Source organism: Paraburkholderia sp. (genome assembly GCF_036488505.1).
Taxonomy (GTDB): Bacteria; Pseudomonadota; Gammaproteobacteria; order Burkholderiales; family Burkholderiaceae; genus Paraburkholderia.
In genome coordinates this window covers 1-21,023 of sequence record NZ_DASXHN010000301.1, presented here as the reverse complement: position 1 = coordinate 21,023, position 21,023 = coordinate 1, and the positions used below count along the sequence as shown (strand labels likewise).

Sequence of the window (21,023 nt, the reverse complement as noted above, 5' to 3'; positions counted from 1 at the left end):
ATTGCCGAAAGCGCGAAAACCGTAGTACGTCTCGTTGAAATCCGGCTTGCGCCGTTTGATGGCGCTCTTCAATACGGACGCCCAGATCTTGCCGCTGTCGCCGCGTTCGGAAGCGAGCGCATCGAATGTTTGCACCGCAATTTCAACCGCTTTGCTCCGGCGCTTTTCCAGGTCTTCCTTGCGCGGGGCCCCCTCTTCATCTGCCGGACGTTTGGCCGGCTGCTGGGCGCTTTGTTGCTGGCGCGACGATTCTCTCCGGGCGACGGAGCGCTGGCTTTCATGCACGAGGTCGTCGTAAAAAAAGAATTCATCGCAATTTGCGATCAGCAAATCGGAGGTGGACTGTTGCACGCCGACGCCGATGACCTGCTTCGCGTTCTCGCGCAGCTTCGATACGAGCGGTGAAAAGTCCGAGTCGCCGCTGATGATCACGAACGTATTGACGTGCGATTTCGTGTAGCACAGATCGAGTGCATCCACCACAAGCCGGATGTCGGCGGAATTCTTGCCTGACTGACGCACGTGCGGGATCTCGATCAATTCGAAATTGGCCTCGTGCATCGCCCCTTTGAAGCTCTTATAGCGATCCCAGTCGCAGTACGCTTTCTTGACGACGATGCTGCCCTTGAGCAGCAGGCGCTCGAGCACCAGCTTGATGTCGAATTTGTCGTACTTCGCGTCGCGTACGCCGAGCGCGACATTTTCGAAGTCGCAGAATAGCGCCATGCTGACGTTTTCGTTGGATGACGCCATGTGTATCTCCAATGGAGCGGTCGTCGAAATTCGACGAGTCGCGACATGATAGCGATTCCAGCGAAGGTGAGCAGCATTTGTAGTCCGGTCGCACCGCCTGAGCTAAGCATTGCGTTCAGAGATTGAAAGGAGAGCGGCAACAGGGGCCGCAAGCAGGAGGCCCCTGGCGGGAGGCCATGAAGCAACAGGCCGCAAGCGGGCCCGGCTACATGTTCTCGTGGCGGGTTTGGCCGATGCCGCCCAGCGCCGCGCGACTTTCCAGCACCTCGTCGATCAATCCGTACTCGCTTGCTTCCCGCGCCGACATGAAGTTGTCACGGTCGGTGTCGCGTGCTATTTCTTCGATGCTGCGGCCCGTCCGCTCGGCCATGATCGCGTTCAGTCGCGCTCGCGAATAAAGCACTTCCTTCGCCTGGATTTCGATGTCCGCCGCGGTGCCCTGACCGCCGCCGGATGGCTGGTGAATCATGATGCGCGCATTCGGCAGCGCATAGCGTTTGCCGTGCTGGCCAGCCGCGAGCAGGAACGTGCCCATGCTCGCGGCAAACCCGGTGCATAACGTGGAGACCTCGGGCTTGATGAACTGCATCGTGTCGTAGATCGCGAGGCCGTCGTATACCGAGCCTCCCGGCGAGTTGATGTAAAAGAAAATATCTTTGTCCGGATTCTCCGATTCCAGAAACAGCAGTTGCGCGACAATCAGACTGGCCGACTGTTCATTGACCGGTCCGACCAGGAAGACGATGCGCTCGCGCAACAGACGCGAGTAGATGTCATACGCTCGCTCGCCACGGCCGGACTGTTCGATCACCGTAGGCACGAGGCCCAGACCTGACACGGATGGATGGGTGCAATGCATGGGCTCCTCGCTTTGGATGATTCGCTGGTGCGCGCTCGGCTGGTTCGAACATCGGGTTCGAAACGTCGCGCGCCATGCGACGGTTGTTGCTCATTTGACGCGGCAGCGAGCGGCCGTGTGACAGGAAAATTTTTTCGCTTCGCTGTCACATCGGCGGTTGCCGGGGCGTCAAGCTCAATGAATGCCGGCGATGGCACGCGCATGGACCTTCACACAGGTATGCGACGTCGTAATCGTCGTGGCGCGTCTTAATCACCACGCATGATCTGGAGGTCTACGCATGACGGAACAGGGAATCGAGAAGGCATCCAGTTTCGAGGCTGCGCGCGCCCGTCTGTTGGCGCTCGCGTACCGGATGCTCGGGAGCCGCGCGGAGGCGGAAGACGTCGTGCAGGACGTGTGGCTCAAGTGGCATCTGGCCGACACCGGCGCGGTGCAAACACCCGCCGCGTGGCTCACCACGCTCACTACGCGCACCGCGATCGACCGGTTGCGGCACCTGCAGCGCGAGCGCGCATCGCAGACCACTGGCTGGCTGCCTGAGCCATGGCTCGCCGACGTCGCGCCGTCGGCGGAGGAACTGGCGTTGCGTGCGGCGGATATGTCGTACGGCGTGATGCTGCTGCTCGAACATCTGAAGCCCGACGAGCGCGCCGCGTTCGTACTGCACGAAGCGTTCGACAGTGACTATGCGGAGATCGCGTCGATTCTGGAGCGAACACCAGCCTCCTGCAGACAGATCGTCCATCGAGCCAGGACCCGTCTACGGCGTGCCGGTGCGCCGCTGAAGCGGCCCGATCCCGCGGTGCATGGGCGTCTCGTCGAGCGCTTGCGCGCAGCGCTCGAAGCGCAGGACCGCGCGGGTCTGCTGCGGCTCTTCAGCGACGCGCCTGACCTGCGTAGCGACGCGCCGCTGCATGTTTCTCCGAATGCGCAGCGGGATGCTGCGCGCAGTGCGCCGTTGAGCGTCGCCGGCGGTGCGCGAGTCGCGGCGCCCGCATCCGAGCCCTTGCGCTCGGGCCAGCCGGCAGTGGTGGGTTGGGTGGACACCATTACGTCACTGGCGCTGCAGGCAAACAACGCGGAGATCGTGTCGATGGAAGGCGCCGTGTGTATCGCGTTGCTCTGCGAAGGCGACGTCGTCGGGCTGATCGACGTGCTGACGGACGGCGCAACGGACGCCTCGGCGAAGATCGTCGCGCTGCGTGTCGTCACCAGCGCCGCGCGTTTGCAAGCTGCCAACCGTATGCTCGGCCTCGCGGCAGTCAGGCAACTGCTCACACGGATCCAGCAGCGTCCTGATTGTTCAACTGCGATGAGCGGCGATTTCCCAGTTGATGTCTACGCATAGCACTTGTGTGCCATGCGACGTATGTGCCGCGATCGACGCAGTGACGCACAGATGCGCTTCGTTGATCGACAGATACGGTGGCGTCAGATGCACCTGATCGGGGTGGCGCATTGCCTGAATGAAGTACGGGCGGCGCTCCCAGCTTGCGCCTTCCGAATGCAGCAGCGGGCGGAAGCGCTTGGCGCGTTGCGACGTGCGGCCCCGCGGCAGCACGTTGTCGCCAATTTGCCGCCCCGAGCCATCGAGCACGAAGCAGCGCGCCGTTTCGCCCAGCGCGAGCAACGGTGCAGTGGCCTGGGCGATGGTTTCGCCGGCAGTCAGCTGGAGGGCGGCGGTCTCGAGTGCGATCACGTAGGGGGCAAGTCGAGCGGATTGCGCCTTCTCGCGCGCGGCAACGCGTTCGCGCAGCGCAGCCGAGAGCGAGTCCATCAGGCGCGCAGCCACCTGCGGCTTGACCGGTTCGACGCTCGGGCCCGCGAAAAACGCGCCCTGGACGAAGTCCACGTTGCATTCGAGCGCGATCAGCGCGTCACGCTCGGTGCTGAGGCCGCCCATCAGTACCAGTTGCCCGGATTCGTGCAGCAACGAGACGAGGCCCGGCAGCACGCGCTCGATGTGCGAGTGCTCGCTCGCCTGCGCAAGGATGCAGCGGTCGAGTGTGACGATGTCTGGCCGCAGATTCCATACGCGGTCGATATTCGAATGCTTGGCGCCGAAACCGTCGAGCGCGATCAGGAAACCAGACTTGCGCATCGCATCGACGATTTCCGCGAACCGCGTCGTCTCGCCGCCCGCTTGTTCCGACACTTCGAGCACGACGCGCTGCGGTGGCAGGCCGAGCCTCTTCAAGCCGGCCAGCAGCGCGTCGCCGTAGCTGGTGTCCATCAGTGCGGCGGGATGCAAGCTCAGGAAAAGCCACTCGTCGTGGCTGTCGAACGCATTGAAATTGCCGAGGTGCAGCGATTCGGCCAATCGCCCGAGTTCGAGCAAGTCGCCGCGCCGCGCGGCCTGGGTGAAAACCTCGTGCGACGGAACCTGGCGCGCATGCTCGTCGTGCGCGCGCAACGATGCGTGATATCCGATCGCACGCCGGTGCGACACCGAGAACACGGGCTGGAATACGCTGAAAACGGTGTAGCCGCCGTACAGCACGGTGCGCCTGGTGCCCTCGTCGCCGGCCATCGGGCGCGGCGGCTGAAAACCGGGAGGATCGAGTTCGATCATGCTCATCATCTCAGTCGGGTGGAGGTGGCGCTTGCAGGGCTCGGCACGAACTCGCGCGCGCCGGTAAGAGTTTACAGGATAGGCGAGCAAGAACTATGCGCATGCGCAAACTTGGCTCAGGTGTCCCACAGCCTCGCTATCAGGCGCGTGACTGCGCTCGGGCGGCGGTGCGCAGGCGATCATTCGCACTTTGCTGGTGCGGCGCGCGCCCTGTTGCGGGCCGGCGATGCGCGACAAAGGCGCTGTGCGCGGCACGCCCAAACAAATGCTGAGCTCTTTCCGGCCATCGGGCCGCCGTTCACGTCCGCTCGGAAGGATCGGTCTTTTTCGCGGGCCTGCGGATGTCCGGCGACAGTTGCGCGAAAATCCACGCGGAGCATGCTGTGATGACCCCCACGCACAGGAACGTCGCGTGAAACGCAGGCAGCGAATTGGCGGCGGTCACGCGCTGCATGATGCCGGTAAAAGTCGTCAGCAACGCGCCGGCTACCGTCACGCCGAGACTCATCGACAGCATCTGCACCAGCGAGAACAGGCTGTTGCCGCTGCTCGCGCCGCCGGTGCCGAGATCCTTCAGCGTGAGCGTGTTCATCGCGGTGAACTGCATCGAGTTCACTCCGCCGAAGATCGCCAGTTGCACGAGTCGCAGCCACAGCGGCTGACTTGCGCTGGTCAGCGCAAAGCTCGCCATCATCAGACCGACCAGAATGGTGTTCGCCATCAGCACGCTTCGGTAGCTGTATCTGAGGATCAGCTTCGTCACCAGGCGCTTGGAAAGCATCCCCGCGGCCGCGACCGGCAACATCATCAAGCCGGCTTCGAACGCGCTATAGCCGAGACTCACCTGCAACAACAGAGGGATCAGGTAGGGCATCGAGCCGCTGCCAATCCGCGCGAACAGGTTGCCGAGCAGGCCGACGCTAAAGGTATGGATCTTGAAAAGATCGAGCGGGAAGAGCGGCGCTGGCTCGCGCACCGCGTGCAAACCATAGGCGACGAAGCAGGCGAGACTCAGAATCAGCAACACCAGCACGGTCGCATGCTGGATGCCGAACTCGGTACGGCCGTCGAGCGCAAACGAAATTGCCACCATGCCGACAACCAGAAACAGGTATCCCTGTATATCGAACTTGCCGGTGTCTTCGTTGCGGCTATCCGGCATGAAGATGAATGTGGCGATGCAACCCACGACGCCGACCGGCACGTTGATCAGAAAGATCCAGTGCCACGACGCGATCTTGACGAGCCAGCCGCCGAGCGTCGGGCCGATCAGCGGCCCGATCAGACCGGGAATCGCGACGAACGACAACGCCGGCAAATAACGTTCCGCCGGAAAGGTACGCAACACCGCGAGCCGTCCCACCGGCAGCAACATCGCGCCGCCCACGCCTTGCAGCACCCGGAAGATCACCAGCTGATTGAGCGTATGCGCGTTCGCGCACAGCAACGAGCCGATAGCGAATACGAGAATCGCGCTGAAGAATACCCGCCGCGTGCCAAGTTTATCGGCCAGCCAGCCGGAGACGGGAATCATCACCGCCATCGTCAGCGAATAAGCAATCACCACCGATTGCATGCGCAGCGGCAACTCGCCGAGGCTCGTCGCCATCGCGGGCAGCACGGTGTTGACGATGGTGGAGTCCAGCGTCTGCATGAAGAAGCCGGTGGCGACCAGCCACAGCATCACGGTAAGCGAGCGGGCGGAAGGGCCGGAACGGGTGTCGGTGGCGACAGCGGGGGGAGTCGGCGTCGTAGGCATAGCGAGTGGCTGGGCGCGCGGGGGCGGGCTGGGACTCGCTATTCTAGGGAAAAGCCCGGCTCGGCGCAGCGTCGGGCGGGCAAGGGCGTGCCGCGCAACGCGATGCCGCGGTGTTCCTTCGCATCGCCATCACTGATCGGGCGGCAGCTCGACAGCCGCACGGAAAAACGCCTGGGCCCGCGGCTCATGGGTAAATGCCACATGAATCCTGATCCACGGGCTGACTTCCCGATTCGGTCTGAAGTGTTGGCCGGGCAACACCGTTACGCCCAGCGGCGCACCGCACGTCACCAGCCGCTCGGCATCCGCGACATGCGGCACCCGGGCCCACACGAACTTGCCGCCTGCGGGCTCTTCGAATATCTCCCATCCGGCCTGTTCGAGTGTCTGGACAGTCGAGCCGAGCGCGCCGCGCATCTGCCGGCGCAGGCGCTCGAGATACTTTCGGTACGCACCGCGCTCCAGCAGCGACGCTGCCACCGCTTCGGCAAAGCGCGAGCCGCCAATGCTCGTCAGCATCTTGATATCGACCAGGTCCTTGATGATCGCGTGGCTTGCTACCACGCAACCGATCCGTAGCGACGACGACAGCGTCTTGGATAAGCCGCCCACGTAGATCACCTGTTCGAGCTGGTCCAACGTCGCGAGGCGATCGGTGAGCTCCGTCTGGAAATCGGCGTAGATGTCGTCTTCGATGATCTGGAAGCCGTGCTCGCGTGCCAGTTGCAAAAGCCGGAACGCGACCTGCGGCGCGACCGTGGTGCCGGTCGGATTGTGGAACACGGTGTTGATGAGCAGCAGCCTCGGCCGGTGCAGCTTGAGCTGCGCCTGCATCACGTCGAGATCCGGACCGTTGCCAGTGCGTGGAATGCCGACCAGCCGCATGCCGTGCAGTCTGAGCAGGCCGTACAGGTTGTAGTAACCGGGATCTTCGACAAAGATCGTATCGCCCGGCTTGAGCATGTAGCGCAGCAACAGATCGAATGCCTGGCTCGCGCCGTTGGTGATCAGGATTTGCGAAGCCTCGGCATGGATGCCCAGCTGGCCGATGCGGCTTCTCAGGTGCTCGCGCAGAATCGGATTGCCCAGTGGCGTCGCGTAATCGACCATGCTCGACGGATCGGTGCGCGACACATGGCGGATTGCCTGCGCGATGCCGTCCATGTCGCGCCAGCTTTCTGGAATGAAGCCAGTGCTCAGCTTCAGCGTTTCGCCAGGATAGTTGAACTGCTGGAGTAAATGATCCGACTCGACATCGGCCAGACGCGGGTCCGAGGTACCTTGGCAGCGCGCATCGGGGGGCTGACGATCGGCGACATAGAAGCCGGAGCCGGGGCGCGACGCGACATAGCCGAGCGACACCAGGCGGTCGTACGCCTCGATGACTGGAAAGCGGCTCACGCCGAACTCGGCGGCGAACTGGCGGATCGATGGCAGCTTCGAGCCGGGGTGCGCGTCCCGCGACCGGATCCACGCGGTGAGCGCAGTCACGATCTGCTCGGTGAGCGGCACGCCGTTGTCGCGATCGAGCTGGATATCGGGCGTCATCGTCTGCTTTCCTCGCTGGACTGGCAAGCGCAGGAGTGCCGGCTTGTATCGGGCCTGCCTCGCCAACTGTTCGGTTTTTCAACTGAACAGTTCCGATGAAACTGTTCGTAACTGTGCATGGGTCTTCGATCATCGCACGTCAATAATCGGTGCAACAGGAATGTTCTTTAAGGAGAACGGCGATGCGCGAAGTCCGTATTTTCGAGTTGGAGCAGAGTGAGCCCGCGGCGGCTTGGCGTGTCGCACGTCCGTCGACTTTCAAGGTGATCTCGGGCGAAGTCTGGCTGACCGTCGAGGGCGAATCTGACGATCATTGGCTGGCGGTTGGCGAATCGATCGAACTGGCGAAGGGATCGGTGGCGTGGATCAGTACGGGGCCGGCCGGCGCGCGCTTCGCGTTGGCGAGCGGTTCGCGCGGCCAGTCGAGAAAGCCGCTGTCCGGCTGGCCCATGCGAGGGTGGCTGGCGCGTCGGCCAAGCGTGGTTTGACACGCCGCTACCCGACACCCCCAGCCTGATATTCGCCGATATACCGCGCCCGCGGCCGGATCAACCGGCCGTCGCGGGTCTGCTCCATCGCGTGAGCGATCCAGCCGACCACTCGCCCCGCCGCGAATAGCGTGAACGCCGCGCCAGCCGGCAAGCCGAGCGAGCGTTCGATTGCCGCAAGCGCGAAATCGACAGTCGGTTCCGCACCCGTCGTGTCGCGCACCGCGTGCGCCAGCTTGAGCACGTCGTTCAGCGCAGAGCGAGCCGGCGCGCAATCGGCGAGCATCGTCAGTAGCAGCCGCGCGCGCGGATCGCCATCGGGATAAAGCGGATGGCCGAATCCCGATAGCACCGGCCCCTGCGTGCCGTGTTCGTGGCGCGCGAGACGGTTCGCCAGATACCGGTCCAGATCGGGCGCGCGCGACGCCTCTTCGAGCAACGCCGCGATGCGCATCGTCTCGCCGCCGTGGCGCGGGCCGGCGAGTGCCGCGAGTCCGCCCGCGACCGCGCCGAACAGATGCGTGCCGGTCGATGTGATGCAACGGACCGTGAACGTCGACGCGTTCAGCTCGTGATCCGCGCAGGCGACCAGCGCCGCGCGCAGCAGTCCGCTTTGCTGCTTGTTGCGCACGCGCCAGGCGGCGGCAATCTGCCGGTGCAGCGGTTCGTTCGACACCGCCGCGGGCAGCATCGCGGCGGCGAGCAGGCGCATCACCGCGCATGCTGTGTCGAGTTGCGCGTCGCTGCCGAGCGCCCACACGCGCGGCATCTGCGCGGCGGCGGCCGGCAGCAGCACCAGCGCCCGATCCAGCGGCGTGCTGTCGCTCCACAGCTTGAGCCACGCGGCCCACTGCGCCGGGGCAAGCGGTGCGGCGGGTGCATCGGCGATGCGTCGCGCGCCGCACTCCCACAACAGCGCGGCGACCTCTTCTAGCGATGCGCTGCGCGCCAGCTCGATCGCGTCATGCCCGCGATACAGCAGCCGGCCATCCGCGACCAGCGTGATCGACGATTCAAGCACCGGCACGCCCCAATCGAGCACTTTCTGCGCGACCTTGCCCGCGCGTTTGCCGTCCGCCTTGCGGCGCGCGAGGCGGCGCACTTCGGCGGCATCGTAGAGCCGGTGCCGGCCGTGCGCATCCGGCGAGGAACCGAGCATGCCCCGGCTGACATACGCATACAGCGTGGGCAGGCTGACGCCGAGCGTCGCGGCGGCTTCGGCAGCGGTCAGAAAGGTCGGGGGCAGCGTTGAGTCTGGCATGGAAACGCGCGAAAACCGAAGAAATCAATATATATTGATTATCATAATCAAGATTGATTGACAGTGGGCAAAATTCTAGACTCGGTGCACCTTCCATCTTGTGCGTGCCCGCCACGCGATGACCGCCATGACGCCCGAACTCGCCCTCAAACATATCTGGACCGTCGCCGGATGCGATCCGGTTGCGCTGCGCGCGGCCTCGTTGAGCGGCGCGGACCCCGGTCTGCCGTCGGTCCACCGGATCGGCGCGCTTGCCACGGCGACCATCGCCGCGACGGGTCTCGCCGCAGCCGAGGTCTGGCGTCTGCGTACCGGCGCCCGGCAGCACGTGTCGGTAGAGATGCGGCGCGCGCTCGCGGCATTTCGCAGCGAACGCTATTTGCGCATCGATGATGGGCCGCCGCCCGTGCTGCGCGATGCTGTCACGGGTTTCTATGAGACCGGCGATGGCCGCTGGATCCAGCTTCACACGAATTTCGCGCATCATCTGCAAGGCGTGCTCACGGTGCTCGATTGCAATAGTGATCGGGCGGCGGTGGCCGCCGCTATCCGGCGCTGGGAAGGTGCCACGCTCGACAGCACACTTGCCGATGCGGGACTGTGCGCCGCATTGATCCGCTCGCCCGACGAGTGGGCCGCGCTCGAGCAGGCGAAGGCGATCGCGCGTCTGCCGCTTTTCGAAATCGAGCGTATCGGCGACGCGCCGCCCGAGCCGCCGCGCCGGATCGACGGCGGCACCGGCATCGACCGGCCACTCGCCGGCGTGCGGGTGCTGGACCTGTCGCGGATCATCGCGGGACCGGTGGCCGGCCGCGCGCTCGCGCATCACGGCGCAGACGTGCTGATGATCAACGGGCCGCACTTGCCGAACATCGCGCCGCTCGTGATCGACAACGGCCGCGGCAAGCGTTCGGCGCTCGTCGATCTGCGCGATGCGGCGGGCTGCGACACGCTGCGCTCAGTCGCGCGCGATGCCGACGTATTCCTGCAGGCCTATCGTCCCGGAGCGCTCGCGGCGCGCGGCTTCGGTCCGGAGGAACTTGCGCGGCTGCGCCCGGGCATCGTGTATGTGTCGGTGTGCGCGTATGGGCACAGCGGGCCGTGGGCGCAGCGGCGCGGTTTCGATAGCCTCGTGCAGTCCGCGAGCGGTATCGCGTGGGCCGAGCGCGCGGCGGCCGGTGGTGGTGGGCCACGGCACCTGCCCTGTCAGGCGCTCGACCATGCGACCGGCTATCTGGCCGCGTTCTGCGCGATGGTCGCGCTGGCGCGGCGCGCCACCGAAGGCGGCAGTTGGCATGTGAAGGTGTCGCTCGCGCAGACGGGGCGCTGGCTGCAGTCGTTCGGGCTGCTGCCCGATGGTCAGCAGGCACCGGAGCTCACGCTCGATGACGTGCGCGATTGCGTCGCGACCGTGTCATCGGAATTCGGCAGCGTGCTTGGGGTGCAGCCAGCGGAGCAAATGGAACAGACGCCCGCGTTCTATGCGCTGCCGCCGTCGCCCATCGGCGCGCATGACGCGAGCTGGTCGTAGTAACGCACGGCCCAACGCGCCGCAGCGCGACGTAACGGCAACAGCGTTACTTCCTCAACTCGGCCACGAAATCGTAGTAATCGTTCCGACAATAGGTGTCGGTCAACTCGATCGCCCGTTGATCCGCCGTATAGCCCACGCGCGTAATCAGCAACAGCGCTTCGTTAGGTGCGATGCTCATCTGCTGCGCAATCTCGTCGCTCGCATTGACGGCGCGGAAATGTTGCAACGCCCGCACGATCGACAGCCCGCGCGTCTCCAGATACGAATAAAGCGAATCGCCGATCCCCTGCGGATCGGGAATCACCGCGGCGGGGAAGGTCGAATTCTCCACCGCCATCACGATGCCGTCGGCCAGACGCAAGCGGCGCAGCCGCGTGACCGCCGCAGCCGGCGACAGGCCGAGCTGGATCACCTCGTCGCGATTGGCCGGTGAAATCTCGCGCGAGAGCCACTTCGAACTCGGCGTGAAGCCGCGCCGCCGCAGCATTTCGCTGAAGCTCGACAGACGGGACAGCGGATCTTCATAGCGCGGCGTGATAAAGCTGCCCGCGCCCTGGGTGCGGCGGATCAAGCCCTGCTCGACCAGCAGCGCGATCGCCTTGCGCGAGGTGATGCGCGACACGCCCAGCGCCTCCGACAGCACACGCTCCGAAGGCAGCGCCTCGCCAGCGTTCCAGCGGTTTTCGTGGATCGCGCTGCCAAGCTTGCGGGCAAGTTGCAGATAGAGCGGCGTGTCGTTTTCCGGGTCCGGGCGCAGGTCGCGCCAGCGGTCTTCCGAGGCAGAGGTCATGAGGCTCACGCAAGATGGGCAAGGGGCAATTCTAGAACATCGGCGCACCGCGTTATAGCGGGCTTTTGCCTGGCGTGCCGCCGCGCGGCCGCCGAGCCGCTAAACTCGTTGCTATGTTTTTCGTCGCTTGCGTGGCGTGCCGCAATCTCCGGTGCGACGCGGCAGCGCGGCGCATTCGGTCGAGCCACTTCGAGGAGTCAGCATGACGAGCGATATCGCAAGCGTTAGCCTGCCTGGCGGCGAGCGCATTCCGGCATTGGGGCAGGGCACGTGGGAAATGGGTGAACAACCGTCGCGGCGCGCGGCGGAAATCGACGCACTGCGCTGCGGCGTCGAACTGGGCATGACGCTGATCGATACCGCCGAAATGTATGGCGACGGCGCGACCGAATCACTGGTCGGCGAAGCACTCGCCGGTTTGCGCGACAAGGTGTTCCTGGTCAGCAAGGTGTATCCGCACAACGCGAGCCGGCGCGGCGTGATCGCCGCGTGCGAGCAGAGCCTGAAGCGTCTGGGAACGGATCGGCTCGACCTGTACCTGCTGCATTGGCGCGGCTCCGTGCCGCTGGCGGAAACCGTCGATGGGTTCGAAGCGCTGCGTCGCGCGGGCAAGATCCGTCACTGGGGCGTGAGCAACTTCGACACCGACGACATGGAAGAACTCGTCGCCACAGCGGGCGGCGACGCGTGCGCGACCAATCAGATTCTGTACAACGTCGCGCGGCGCGGGCCGGAGTTCGATCTGCTGCCGTGGCTCGCCGCGCGCGGCATGCCGGCGATGGCCTACAGCCCGGTCGATCATGCGCGGCTGCCGAAGCGCTCGCCGCTGGACGATATCGCCGACGCGCGTGGCGTGTCGGTGTTTCAGGTGGCGCTTGCTTGGGTGCTCGGCAAGCCCGGCGTGTGCGCGATTCCAAAGGCGGCGCGGGTCGAGCATGTGCGCGACAACCAGCTGGCATCGCAGTTGCGGTTGGAGGCCGGCGAACTCGCCGCGCTCGATGCGTACTTCAAACCGCCGCGCGGCAAGCGTGCGTTGGAGATGCTGTGAGCGAAAGCGCTGTAAGTGAAGCGCTGAAGACGAATGTGCTGGAAAGAAACCCGGCGGGTTAGAGCCCGCCGGTTAGAGCGTTGCGGGTGAAGCGTTGCGGGTGAAGCGTTGCGGGTGAAGCGCTGCGGGTGAAGCGCTGCGGGTGAAGCGCTGCAAGACGAAGCGCTGAATGCACCGCCACCGGTTGCGGCGCGGCGGCGCGCGAAACCGGCTACGTGCAGTGAATGGCGCTTGTCAGGCGCCGCCGATACCGTCAGGTGCAGGGATGATGCTGATGCACGGAGCCGAGCACCGCGACTTCCGCGGGCGTGTGCTGGAGTGCATCGGCCGGCACCTGCGCGGCGTCGGCGATGAAGTCGTCGATGAGCGACGCCACCGTCACGTCACCCAGACACAGCGACACGCGCTGCGTTTCGTTGGCCGGCAGCGTACCGCGCTGGCCGAGGAACAGCACGCCGTACTGGTAACCGTGGATGATGCCGCGCACCGCGCCGACGCATTGGCCTTGCGCGACGTTGTCGTTGCGCTGTTTGCACATCTGCAGCAGCGAGTAGGCGGAGAACGTCGGGTCGACCGGCGGCGCGGCCTGCGACAGCGTTTGGGACATCGGCTGCGCCGGTGTCTGAGCATTGGCGAGCGATGCGAGGCCCAGCGCGGCAGCCATCAGCACGGCGGCGGCCGCCCGTGTCGCGAAGGGGGGGACGTTTCGTTGCATGTTGTGGGCTCTCATATCGAACGTTGAATCTGGTATGAGGCAGTCGTCTCGGATAGGTTCCATAACACTCGCACGCAATGGGTTGTGTTCCCGCCGGATCGTGGCGCGCTTCGCGTGACGGGAGCGATGAACGTCTGTTGAGTTCTCCATCGCGTGTCCGTCAGCGCGCGCCGAAGGCGGCAGGCCGCTCCGACCTGCCCGGGCGGTAACGCTCGACCGAAGGATCGAGACGTCACCGCCGTTGCCGGCGGATAGCGGACAGTATGCCGGTACATGCAGCCGGCGGGTAGGGCGCGGCGGCGCGCTACCGAAAGATCGGGCGATGCCTCTGCCCGTTCCCCTCTGGCACGGCCAGCGCCGCTGGTGCTTCCACCGCCGTTGCTGGCGCCGCTGCCGCTCCTCCTGCCGTGCGATGCGCGCGAGAGAAAAGCGTGAAAAAGTTTCGACGATCGCACGCGCGGCCCGAACAACGCGTTGCTACGCGCGATTCGTTAAGCTCGGCGTCGCTGCGTGTGACGGACGATGCGGCGCGCAAACAGCGAAACGAGACGCTATCCGGCGTGATTTGAAGCGTCGCCGGGAGTGCCGCCGTTCGCCGGCTCGTCCGCGGCGCTATCGCGCGAAGCGGTTTGCAGCTCGCGCAACGTAGCGACGGGGATATGGCAGCGGATTCGATGCGCGTGACGCTCGCCGGGCTCGCTGCTCGCATCGAGAAAAGGCGGGTCCTGTTGCTCGCAGATTGCGCCGACCTTGCGTGGACAGCGCGTCTGAAACACGCACCCCGACGGCATCGCGCCCGCGCCGGGCGGCTCGCCCTCGAGACGAATGCGGGCGCGCGTTGCCGGCCGGCGCTCACCGCGCTCACCGCGCGAGTCGTCGAGCAAGCCATGGCCGTTCAACGCCGGCACCGCCGACAGCAATGCCTCCGTATAAGGATGCTGTGGTCCGTCGAACACCGCGGCGGCGGGCCCGATCTCCAGCAGCCGGCCGAGATAGAGCACCGCGATGCGATCGGACACGTAGCGCACCACGTGCAGGTCGTGCGAGATGAACACGTAGCTCACGCCACGCTCGCGTTGCAGATCGGCGAGCAGGTTCAGGATCGCCGCCTGCACCGACACGTCGAGCGATGAAGTCGGCTCGTCGCAGACCACCACGCGCGGTTCGCCGGCAAACGCGCGCGCGATCGCGACGCGCTGCTTGAGGCCGCCCGACAACTGCCGTGACCGCGCGCCGAGATAGCGTTCGGGCAGACGCACCGCGTCGCTCAGCGCGGCGAGCCGTTCGTCAGCGGCCGCACCGCGCAACGGGGTGAAGCGCGCGAGCGCGCGGCCGATCAGCCGCTTGACCGAATGCGCGCGATTGAGCGCCGAATCCGGGTTCTGGAACACGATCTGCATCGACTTCAACTGCGCGTCGCTGCGCCGCGTGACGCGTGCGGCGAGTGGCGCGCCATCGAGTTCGAGCACGCTGCCCGGGTCGGGCGCGAGCAGGCCGAGCATCAGCCGCGCGAGCGTCGTCTTGCCGCTGCCCGATTCGCCGACGAGCCCAAGCGTCTCGCCGCTCGCGAGTTCGAGCGATACGTCGTCGACCGCGCGCAGCGGGGTGCCGGAAACGTGGAAGGTCCTGGACAGATTGCGCGCGCGCAGCACGGGCCCGGCAGCGTGAGATTCGCCGGTGCTGGTGTGCTTTGCCGAAGTCGTCGAAGTCGTCGAGGTCGTTGAAGCCGTTGAAGTCGCCGCGGTAGCGGGCAGCTCGGCCGGCGTCGCGCGCGGCAATTCGATCGCGCGTTCGTGATAGTGGCAGCGCGCCATCTGATCGCCATGCGCGGCGGACAGCCGATACGGGGGCGGCGCGTCGCGGCGGCAACGGTCATCCGCGAGACGGCAGCGCTCCGCGTAGATGCAGCCCTGCGTGATGGAGCCGGGCAGCGGCAGACCGCCCGCAATCGTATCGAGCCGCTCGGTATCCTTGCTGCGCCCGGCCGTCGGCAGGCAACGCAGCAATCCGACCGTGTACGGATGACGCGGTCGCGCAAACACGTCCTGCGTCGCGCCTTCCTCGACCAGCTTACCCGCGTACAGCACGCCGACGCGCTCGCACATGCGCCCGATCACCGCGAGGTTGTGGCTGATGAACAGCACCGCGGTGCCGAGCTCTTCGCGCAGTTGCGCGATCAGGTCGAGCACTTCCGCCTCGACGGTCGCATCGAGTCCGGTGGTCGGTTCGTCGAGAATCAGCAGCGCCGGGTTCGACGCGAGCGCCATCGCGATCACGACGCGCTGCTGCATGCCCCCCGACAGTTGATGCGGATAGCTGTCCATCACGCGCTCCGGCGCGCCGATGCGCACGCGCTTCAACATGTCGAGCGTCCGTTGCAGCGCTTCGTCCCGTGCTACGCCGGCTGCTTCGAATGCTTCGGAGACCTGCCGCGCGATCGTCAGCGACGGATTGAGCGCGCGCGCCGGATCCTGGTAGACCATCGAGACCGTCGTCGCGCGCATGTTGCGCAGCGCGTCGGCGCCCAGCTTGTGCACGTCGTCGCCGGCAATCACGATCTTGCCTGCCTTCACCTTGCCGTTGCGCGGCAGATAGCGCAGCGTCGCCATCGCGACGGTCGACTTGCCACACCCGGACTCGCCGACGAGCCCATACGCTTCGCCGCGCCGCACGCGCAACGACACATCCTGCAGCACTTCGCGATCGCGCCCGCGCATCCGGTAGGTGACCGTCAGGCCGACGATGGTCAACGCATCGGTGCGGTCGCTCTTCGACACGTCGAACGCGGCAAACGGGGAGGGCGGCGCGCCGTTCATCGGTCGAGCACTCCCTGCACGCCATCGGCGACCAGATTGACGCCGACCACCAGCGACGCGATCGCGGCCGCCGCGAACACGACGGTCCACCAGGCGCCGCCCGCCATCAACGTGTACGACTCGGACAGCGCGAGCCCCCAGTCCGCCGACGGCGGCTGGATGCCGAAGCCGAGAAACGACAGCGTCGCGACCGCGAAGATCGCGTAGCCGAGCCTCACGGTCGCCTCGACGACGATCGGCGGCAGCACGTTCGGCAGGATCTCCGCGAACATGATGTACGCCGCGCGTTCGCCGCGCAGTTGGGCCGCAGCCACGTAGTCGAGATGGCGTTCGGTGAACACGGCGGCGCGCACGGTGCGCGCGGTGATCGGCGTGAACGTGATGCCGATCACGAGAATCACCGTGAGGTTCGACGCGCCGACCGCGGCCAGTGCGAGCAACGCGACGATCACGAGCGGCAGCGCGAGTACCGCGTCGATCATCCGGCCCACCACGTTATCGACCCAGCCCTCGAAATAGCCGACCAGCAGACCGAGCGCGGTGCCCGCGAGCGTGCCGAGCAGCGTCGCGAGCGGCGCGATGGTCAGGATGTCGCGCGCGCCGACGATCACGCGCGAGAACACGTCGCGGCCGAGCTGATCGGTGCCGAACCAGTGCGTGCTGTCGGGCGGCGTCAGCGAGTTCAGTGGATCGGACGCGTACGGATCGAGATGCACGAACCACGGCCCGGCGATCGCGCAGCCGATCCACCATGCGACGATCAGCGCGCCCACGATGAAGGTCGGCGAGCGCAGCAGCAGGAGCAGGCGCGCAAAGCGCGGCTCGGCGGGGGCTTGCGGCATCGCAGAGCCTGGTGGCACGGCCGGCGGCACGGTTGCACTCATTCGGCGCTCCTCACCCGCAGCCGCGGATTGAGCAGCACATGCAACGCATCCGCGATGAGGTTCGCGAGCGTATAGACCACGCCGATCGTCAGCACCCCGGCTTCGAGCATTGGAAAGTCTTTTGCCTTGGCCGCGTTGTAGATCAGCGAGCCGATGCCCTGGTAGTGGAACAGCGTCTCGACGACCACCAGCCCGCCGATCATATAGCCGAGCTGCGTGGCGGCCACGGTGATGGTCGGCAGCAGCGCGTTGCGCAGCACGTGCCGCCAGATCACCACATGGCGCGGCAAACCCTTCAGGATCGCGGTGCGCGTGTAGTCGGCGTCAAGTGCTTCGACGGTGCCCGCGCGCGCCATCCGCGCGATATAGCCGAAGAACACCAGCACCAGCGGCAGTACCGGCAGCACCAGATGCCGCAACTGTTCGAGCACCCCCGCATCGGGCGGATACGACGCCTCGATCGGCAGCCAGCGCAGCCATACGCCGAATACCAGAATCAGCACGATCGATGACACGAACTCCGGCACCACGGTCGCCGACAATCCGGCGATGCTGATCGTGCGATCGAGCCAGCGCCCCGCATGCATCGCCGACCACACGCCGCCCGCGATACCGAGCGGAACCACGACGATGAACGCGAGCAGACCGAGCTTCGCGGAATGCGCGAGCGCATCCGCGATGAACGGCGCGACCGGCTGGCGATACGCGTACGACAGGCCCATGTCGCCGCGTACGAAATGCGTGATCCAGTCGACGTATTGTGTGAGAAGCGGCCGGTCCGCGCCCAGCTGATGATTGAGCGCGGCCACCGCACGCGCATCGGCGAGCGGCCCGAGCACCGCGCGGCCGATATCGCCGGGCAGCAACTGGCCACCCGCGAACACGATCAGCGACAACAGCCACAGCGTGACTAGCGACAGTCCGGCGCGCGTCGCGACAAAACGCGCGACGCGGGCGGCGTTGCCGTTCGCCGCACGCGGCGCGCGGGATGGATTGGAAGCGGGAGAGGGCGCCGGGGCCGACATCGTCAATTCTCCTGGCGAATCCTGTCGAGTCTTGCGAACGCGCAGGCGCTTACGCGCTCAGCGTCGCGCGATCGAAATAGAGTTGCGCGAGAGCGGTGAAGCGCACGCCGTTCACGCCTTTGCGCATCGCGATCAACTGATCGTAGAAGAACGGAATGATCACTGGCGTTTCGTCGAGCAGCAGCCTTTGAATGTCGCCGGCGATCTTGCGCTGCGACGCGAGATCGAGCGCCGCGACGAATTGCGCGACGAGTCGATCGTATTGCGGATTCTTGAAGTGCGCGGCGTTCCAGGTGCCGTTGCTGGTCAACGGTGCATTCAGGAACACGTTCGGCACGCCGCGATGGCCGTAGTCGGTGATGCCGAGCGGCGAGTCGAGCCAGTCGGATTTGCCCGGCGTACCGGCGCCGTAGTAGAGCGACTGGCTCTCGATCTTCAGATTGATCCGCACGCCGATCGCTTTCGCGGCGTTCTGCACGACGACCGCGAGGTCGGGAATCTCCATGTATTTTTCGGTGGTCAGCGTGACGTCGAAGCCGTTCGGCACGCCGGCCTGCGCGAGCAGTTGCCTGGCCTTCGCGACATCGATCTTCCGTTGCGGCACGCCCGCATCCGATGACGGAAACACCGGCGCGAACGGACTGTCGTTGCCGAGCTGCGCGCGGCCCTTGAAGAGACCGCGCACGATCACGTCGCGGTCGAGCGACAGCGCGAGTGCCTGGCGCACCCGCTTGTCCTTGAACAACGGGCTGTCGTTGCGCATGTGAATCTGCCGGTGCGCGCTCGACTTCACGCCGACCGCCTTGTAGTCCGGATTATTCAGGATACCGGCGCCCCCCTGCACGGTGAAGGTGCCCATTACGTCGGCCTGATGGCCTTGCAGCGCGAGCAATTGCGCCTGTTCGTCGGCGTAGAAGCTGAACTGCACGCGCTGCGGTAACGCTTTTTCGCCCCAATAGTCCGGATTGCGCACGAACGACGCGCCGACCTTCGGCTGATATTTCTCCAGCCGGAATGGGCCGGTGCCGATAAAGCTTTTTTCGTAATTGCCCGCGTAATTGGCGGGCAGGATCACCGCGTTGTAATTGTCCGACGAAACGTAGTACGGGAAGTTGCCGTTCGGCGCGTCGAGATGAAACGCGACCGTGTATTCATCGACGAGCTTCGCGCCGCCTTTGGACAGCACGCCCTTGAGCACCGACAGCGCGGCCGAGCCGCTAGCCGGGTCGGACAGACGGTCGAAGGTGGCAACCACGTCTTTCGCGCCGAAGCGCTGACCGTCGTGAAATTGCACGTTCTGGCGCAGTTTGAAAGTCCACACATCACCCTTGTCGTTCGGCTTCCACGACAGCGCGAGCGCCGGTTTCAGTTGCAGCTTTTCGCCATCGTCGTCGACGAGGAATTCGCCCGTCTGGTTCAGCAGCGCGAGGCTCGCGGCATCGGTCACGGTCAGCGGATCGACTGCGCCGGCCGGCGTCAGATGCGCGACGCGGATCGTTTGGTTCGACGCAGCCGCGGTGCCCGAGGCGCCTTGCGCATGCGCGCGGGGCGCGCCGAGCAGGCCGCCGCCCGCGAGCGACAGTCCCATCACGCTCGCATAGCGCAGCAGTTCGCGGCGGGAGATGCGGCCGGCGAGGAATTCGTCGACGGCGTGGTTGCCGTATTCGTCGGCGGCGAGGCGGATTGCGTCCAATGCGGCGTGGGGTGCGAGAAGTCGGTCCGCGGGCTTTTTCATCGATCCAGTGTCCAGTCCGTTGTGTTGCCGGTTCCATCGTGTCGCGCAACGGGCGAGCAAGCGGTCGCAAGCGGCGCAGTCCGCGCGAGTTGCGACGGCGCAAAAGGTGCCGGGCTTGTCGACGTGGCGGCAGAAGATCGCCGGGCCACGAAAACCAAAGCGCAGCGCCGAGCAAAAGCCGCTTCAGTTTAAGCGATTGGTCATGGCTCTGGCGCGCCTGCCGCGCCATGGGCGTGCCGATCGGCCGATTAGCAAGTTGGCTGTGTCGTCGCCACAACGGTCGTCGTCGTCATCTTCAGCCGGCCTCGACGCCATCGCGGACGAACGGGCGGTATCGCGCTGCTAGTGGTCGTGCGGATGCTTGTGAATCGGATCGACCCAGTAAACCGTTTCTGGTTGCTCGACCGCGTCGATGTTCAGATTGACCACGACCGCTTCGTTGTCGCTGCGCACCAGCACGCATTCGAGCGGCTCGTCGGTGCTCGCGTTGATCTCCTGATGCGGCACGTACGGCGGCACGAAGATGAAATCGCCGGGCCCGGCTTCGGCGGTGAACTCGAGATGCTCGCCCCAGCGCATGCGCGCCTGGCCGCGCAGCACGTAGATCACGCTTTCGAGCGCGCCGTGATGATGCGCGCCGGTCTTCGCATTCGGATGGATCGTCACGGTGCCGGCCCAGATCTTCTGCGCGCCGACCCGCGCCGCGTTGATCGCCGCCGCACGGTTCATGCCCGGTGTCTGCGAGGTGTTGGTGTCGAGCTGGTCGCCGCGGATGACCTTCACACCGTGCTCGCGCCAGTCGATGTGGGCGGCGGCGGCGTCGTGCTCGGCCCGGTAGTGCGGGTGTTCGTGATCCTGGCTCATGGTGTCTCCTTCTTGGCCTCGCGGCCGTGCTTCGCTCGGGTACTTAACCAATGCTGGCTGATCCGCCGTGTCCGACCGGCGATCTGCAACGACAGGCCTACCGCTGTCCGGCATTCTTGCACGTTCAAAATCCGCAGTGACGATGCCCGCTGCACGCGTTACGGCGACAAAAAAGCCCGTCCAGAAGGAGCGGGCTTCAGCGTAGCGAGCGGCTGGCCCGAGGCTGGCCGCCCACCGCCGGTGCTCGACCCGGCGCGTGGTGCCGGGTGGGCAGAGCGACGCTTACTTGTGCTTCGCGTTGATCACGGCCTCGGCCACGTTGTTCGGCGTTTCGGCGTAGTGCTTGAACTCCATCGTGTAGGTCGCGCG

17 protein-coding genes are annotated in these 21,023 nt (G+C 65.6%); 4 read left to right on the top strand and 13 right to left on the bottom strand.

The features are described 5' to 3' along the window. Together VGH68_RS17990 and clpP are read right to left on the bottom strand one after the other, a co-directional pair. Positions 1-753: NYN domain-containing protein (locus VGH68_RS17990; protein ID WP_331605020.1), on the bottom strand; the 753-nt coding region annotated here is incomplete at its 3' end. A gap of 205 nt (positions 754-958) precedes the next feature. Continuing rightward, on the bottom strand, positions 959-1,612 hold the full coding sequence (gene clpP, locus VGH68_RS17985) for an ATP-dependent Clp endopeptidase proteolytic subunit ClpP (RefSeq protein ID WP_331605019.1): 654 nt from the start codon (positions 1,610-1,612) through the stop codon (positions 959-961). Between the two features lie 280 nt (positions 1,613-1,892). On the opposite strand from clpP, the gene VGH68_RS17980 reads away from it, so the two are divergent. Continuing rightward, positions 1,893-2,963, top strand: a complete 1,071-nt coding sequence (locus tag VGH68_RS17980) for a sigma-70 family RNA polymerase sigma factor (RefSeq protein WP_331605018.1) — start codon at positions 1,893-1,895, stop codon at positions 2,961-2,963. Here the strand turns inward: VGH68_RS17980 and VGH68_RS17975 are convergent. From VGH68_RS17975 to VGH68_RS17965, 3 genes are all read right to left on the bottom strand, one after another. Further along, positions 2,919-4,193 carry an EAL domain-containing protein gene (locus VGH68_RS17975; RefSeq protein WP_331605017.1) on the bottom strand — a complete coding sequence of 425 codons (1,275 nt, stop codon included), beginning with the start codon at positions 4,191-4,193 and terminating at the stop codon, positions 2,919-2,921. The two genes, VGH68_RS17980 and VGH68_RS17975, sit on opposite strands and share 45 nt — an antisense overlap. A 292-nt stretch (positions 4,194-4,485) precedes the next feature. Continuing rightward, complete coding sequence (mdtD, locus tag VGH68_RS17970) at positions 4,486-5,946, bottom strand: multidrug transporter subunit MdtD (RefSeq protein ID WP_331605016.1); 1,461 nt, start codon at positions 5,944-5,946, stop codon at positions 4,486-4,488. 129 nt (positions 5,947-6,075) lie between these two features. Next, a complete protein-coding gene (locus tag VGH68_RS17965; protein WP_331605015.1) occupies positions 6,076-7,494 on the bottom strand; it encodes a PLP-dependent aminotransferase family protein in 1,419 nt (472 codons plus the stop codon). Between the two features lie 182 nt (positions 7,495-7,676). Here VGH68_RS17965 and VGH68_RS17960 point away from each other — a divergent pair, with 182 nt between their 5' ends. Beyond that, a complete protein-coding gene (locus VGH68_RS17960) occupies positions 7,677-7,982 on the top strand; it encodes a DUF2917 domain-containing protein (RefSeq protein ID WP_331605014.1) in 306 nt (101 codons plus the stop codon). A 7-nt stretch (positions 7,983-7,989) separates the two neighbouring features. Here the strand turns inward: VGH68_RS17960 and VGH68_RS17955 are convergent, their stop codons facing one another. Then, positions 7,990-9,243 carry a citrate/2-methylcitrate synthase gene (locus VGH68_RS17955; protein ID WP_331605013.1) on the bottom strand — a complete coding sequence of 418 codons (1,254 nt, stop codon included), beginning with the start codon at positions 9,241-9,243 and terminating at the stop codon, positions 7,990-7,992. 127 nt (positions 9,244-9,370) lie between these two features. Here VGH68_RS17955 and VGH68_RS17950 point away from each other — a divergent pair, with 127 nt between their 5' ends. Beyond that, a complete protein-coding gene (locus tag VGH68_RS17950; protein WP_331605011.1) occupies positions 9,371-10,774 on the top strand; it encodes a CoA transferase in 1,404 nt (467 codons plus the stop codon). 46 nt (positions 10,775-10,820) lie between these two features. On the opposite strand, the gene VGH68_RS17945 is transcribed toward VGH68_RS17950, so the two are convergent. Beyond that, on the bottom strand, positions 10,821-11,567 hold the full coding sequence (locus VGH68_RS17945) for a GntR family transcriptional regulator (RefSeq protein WP_331605010.1): 747 nt from the start codon (positions 11,565-11,567) through the stop codon (positions 10,821-10,823). 202 nt (positions 11,568-11,769) lie between these two features. Here VGH68_RS17945 and VGH68_RS17940 point away from each other — a divergent pair, with 202 nt between their 5' ends. After that, positions 11,770-12,615 (top strand): aldo/keto reductase, encoded by an 846-nt coding sequence (locus VGH68_RS17940; protein WP_331605009.1) that lies wholly within the window; start codon positions 11,770-11,772, stop codon positions 12,613-12,615. A 253-nt stretch (positions 12,616-12,868) separates the two neighbouring features. Here VGH68_RS17940 and VGH68_RS17935 read toward each other — a convergent pair whose 3' ends face one another. The 6 genes from VGH68_RS17935 to VGH68_RS17910 form a co-directional block, all read right to left on the bottom strand. Then, the gene (locus tag VGH68_RS17935; protein ID WP_331605008.1) at positions 12,869-13,330 is read right to left on the bottom strand and encodes a Rap1a/Tai family immunity protein; all 462 of its coding nucleotides are present in this window, start codon (positions 13,328-13,330) and stop codon (positions 12,869-12,871) included. A gap of 551 nt (positions 13,331-13,881) precedes the next feature. Beyond that, positions 13,882-16,146, bottom strand: coding sequence for an ABC transporter ATP-binding protein (locus VGH68_RS17930; RefSeq protein ID WP_331605007.1), 2,265 nt, complete (start codon positions 16,144-16,146; stop codon positions 13,882-13,884). Further along, positions 16,143-17,030 (bottom strand): ABC transporter permease, encoded by an 888-nt coding sequence (locus VGH68_RS17925; RefSeq protein ID WP_331605006.1) that lies wholly within the window; start codon positions 17,028-17,030, stop codon positions 16,143-16,145. The genes VGH68_RS17930 and VGH68_RS17925 overlap by 4 nt, the downstream gene beginning before the upstream one ends. Continuing rightward, on the bottom strand, positions 17,027-18,055 hold the full coding sequence (locus VGH68_RS17920; protein ID WP_331605005.1) for an ABC transporter permease: 1,029 nt from the start codon (positions 18,053-18,055) through the stop codon (positions 17,027-17,029). Before VGH68_RS17920 ends, VGH68_RS17925 begins: the two co-directional genes overlap by 4 nt. A 49-nt stretch (positions 18,056-18,104) precedes the next feature. Beyond that, positions 18,105-19,790: an ABC transporter substrate-binding protein gene (locus tag VGH68_RS17915; RefSeq protein ID WP_331605004.1), complete on the bottom strand. Its 1,686-nt coding sequence runs from the start codon at positions 19,788-19,790 to the stop codon at positions 18,105-18,107. 342 nt (positions 19,791-20,132) lie between these two features. After that, a complete protein-coding gene (locus VGH68_RS17910) occupies positions 20,133-20,654 on the bottom strand; it encodes a cupin domain-containing protein (RefSeq protein ID WP_331605003.1) in 522 nt (173 codons plus the stop codon). Positions 20,655-21,023: the final 369 nt, after the last annotated feature.